The organism is Parabacteroides hominis, from assembly GCF_014287585.1.
GTDB classification, from domain to species: domain Bacteria; phylum Bacteroidota; class Bacteroidia; order Bacteroidales; family Tannerellaceae; genus Parabacteroides; species Parabacteroides hominis.
On record NZ_JACOOJ010000086.1, the window covers coordinates 1 to 2,714 of the forward strand.

The 2,714-nt window shown below is 43.4% G+C and carries 3 protein-coding genes; 2 read left to right on the top strand and 1 reads right to left on the bottom strand.

What is annotated here, in order from left to right; translation table 11 throughout:
* The first annotated feature begins 167 nt into the window (after positions 1–167).
* Entirely contained in the window at positions 168–1,463 is a 1,296-nt protein-coding gene (locus tag H8S65_RS20705; protein WP_186931699.1) for an LPD3 domain-containing protein, read from the top strand.
* Positions 1,464–1,596: 133 nt separating this feature from the next.
* Here H8S65_RS20705 and H8S65_RS20710 read toward each other — a convergent pair whose 3' ends face one another.
* Positions 1,597–1,833: a hypothetical protein gene (locus tag H8S65_RS20710; protein ID WP_186931700.1), complete on the bottom strand. Its 237-nt coding sequence runs from the start codon at positions 1,831–1,833 to the stop codon at positions 1,597–1,599.
* Between the two features lie 279 nt (positions 1,834–2,112).
* On the opposite strand from H8S65_RS20710, the gene H8S65_RS20715 reads away from it, so the two are divergent.
* Positions 2,113–2,714 (top strand): hypothetical protein (locus H8S65_RS20715; protein WP_186931701.1); only part of this gene is annotated, 602 nt, incomplete at its 3' end.

Consider the following 2,714-nt stretch of genomic DNA (forward strand, 5'->3'; position numbering starts at 1 on the left):
ACTCTGTCCCTTGCCAATGGAGGTAAACCGATCAACGCCCAGCGCACGGTTACGGCTCATTCTCCTCTGACGGAAGACTTGGACGAAGAAATGAAGCTGATGGAGGAAGAGGAAGATACGGCTGCGCAACGTAATAACATGGTTGGTCTGACAATGGGATATGGAGAATGAAAGAACTATCATTTCATGAGCGACAATTCCTGCAACGTCTGTTCCGGCAACAAGGCAGCATAAAGTATTCGTTTGACGAGTTTGTCCGTAGGGTAGGACCTCTTCTGGCTAAATGGTCGGATCATGGCGGCGACCGTGTATGGATAGGTAATGCTACTATTGAAAAGCAAATAGAACGTCTGTTGGATGATTTACACACGCAGCTCGTAAGCAATATATCCAATACAGTTACCGATGTATGGAATTTAGGCAATAGGAAAGCGGATGAACTGGTAACGGGCTATATTAAGGATATGGCTATCTCCACTACGCTAAGGGAAAAATTGTTTTCCCGGAATGCCGATGCGCTGAATACTTTATTGAAACGTAAAGATGAATTTGGTAAAACCATATCCTCCCGTGTCTGGGACATAACGGACGGGGCCATGGATAATCTGGAGTATTATCTTTCTTCCGGATTGTCTTCCGGTCGTCCAGCGGCGTTTATCAGCCAGGATATACGGCAATTGCTAAACGAACCCAACCGTTGTTTCCGCCGTGTAAGGGACGCGAATGGCAAATTGATTCCATCCCAACCGATGAAAGATTATCATCCGGGGCAGGGTGTTTATCGCTCGTCTTATAAAAACGCCCTTCGACTAGCAGCAACGAAAACAAACGAGGTTTTTCGAACTGCCGATTACGAACGTTGGCAGAATATGGACTTCGTGACCGGGATAGAAGTGGAACGTTCACCATCGAATCACGGTCCGTGTCCTGTGTGTGATGCAAAGGCGGGGCAATACTCGAAAGATTTCAAGTTTACGGGCTGGCATCCGTTCTGCATCTGTATAGCTACGCCGGTCATGATGGATCATGAGGAGTTTGCGGAATGGTTGCTGGGGGATGGAAAACCAAAGGATTCGATTAAAGTAGCGTCCGGTAAAGCGAGATTTAAGGAGATCAAGGAAAATGCTTCTTTATTAAAACAAACTGTTATCCGGAATAAAGATTTTCGGAAAGACATACAGGTTACCGGTCGTGGTATAAAAGAGTGGTTGAACCAGCCACATAAATATTACGAGAAAAAGAATGAAATGCTTTTGGATATAGCTTCTGTGATAAAGAATGCTGAATATATTGGAGAAGGTCCTGACAAACATGACCCGACAATAAAAGCACATCTGTTCGAAACGAAAATCAATAACGAGAAAAGCTGGATTATCGTTCGTGAATCATTCGACGGTGTGGTGAGGTTACATAGTATATCTGATAGAGATAATATATTGAAACATATAAAAAGGAAGAAGTGATTTTCAAATAGCCCCCTTGGAACTGCAATCCAAGGACTTGTTTGTAAACCACTTCTTTTTGCAAAAATATAAATAATCTCCTAATAGTCTAACGATTTTGGAATTTTAATCATAAAAATTGATGAAAAGCTATTTATACTTTCGCTTTTTGCGCCTGTAGTTTCGAATTTAATTTCTCAGCTTCCTTTTGCATATTTTCGGAAGCATGTTTGATGTAGTACAGCATTCCTTCGGTTCTTCCGATTTCTCGACCGGTATTGAATGCGGCTTGTAGTTCTGGAGTGGAGTACTTACCCATTTCGGAGGGCTTGGCCGTTGGTTGTTGGGTACTATTATTTCCCGACAAACAATTTTCTCTGAGTTTGGACATGATTGAATATTGTTTGTTGTAAGTGGATAGACAAAAGAACGGTTTCGCCTGTCCCTTTGTCCTACACCTCAGATGGCAGTTATGGCCATTAAGCCATATCAAGGGGGTACGAAACCGTTATGTTATATGTTCATGCATGGGTACAAGAATACCAATACAAAAATATGTTCAGCGGTTACCCGCCATCTGAGAATTTAGGACACCACAAAGATGAGCACTTATTCTGAATCCTGCAAGAAAAAACTTTTCCCTCCCTTATATTTTAAACAGAAAACTCTTATGACAATTTTAGATTTAATCAAGGCGGCCTGTAAGACAAAAGGTGTGCCGGAGAAGTATGCGGAACGTATTCAGAAAACGTTCAAGATTGAGAAAGCCGAAGGGATGGAGGCTTTTGTGGACCTGTTCAAAGAGAATATCCTTCCGGTTATCCAGGAAGCGGAGAATGAAGCTAAGACTACGGCTGAAACGGTTGCGGTCGCTGCATACGAAGCTAAACATGGATTGAAAGACGGTAAACCGGTGGAAGATCCGGATAAGAATAAGAAAACGGAAGAAGAGCTGTTGAAGGATCTTAGCCCGGAAGTAAAAGCTTATCTGGAAAGCATGAAGAAGAGCGTCGATGATATGGCTAAGAAGGTGGGCGACTCCATTACCAACTCGACAAACGAAGCCAAAAAAGAAACAGTTCGTAAGCAGTTGAAAGATGCCGGTCTTCCGGATAGCTGGCTGGGACGTGTGGACTTGGCTTCTGAAACGTCCATCGAGGATCAGATCAAAACACTGTCCGAAGAATATACCGGAATCCAGCAAAAGGCGATCGATGATGCCGTAGCCCGTGGCGATTACGCTCCCGGTTCCGTAAATCTTCAGGACCGTTC

Bases quoted from the DNA above. Each gene is read 5' to 3' on its own strand.
- H8S65_RS20705 (WP_186931699.1), top strand. From the start codon at position 168: ATGAAAGAACTATCATTTCATGAGCGACAATTCCTGCAACGTCTGTTC.
- H8S65_RS20710 (WP_186931700.1), bottom strand. From the start codon at position 1,833: ATGTCCAAACTCAGAGAAAATTGTTTGTCGGGAAATAATAGTACCCAA.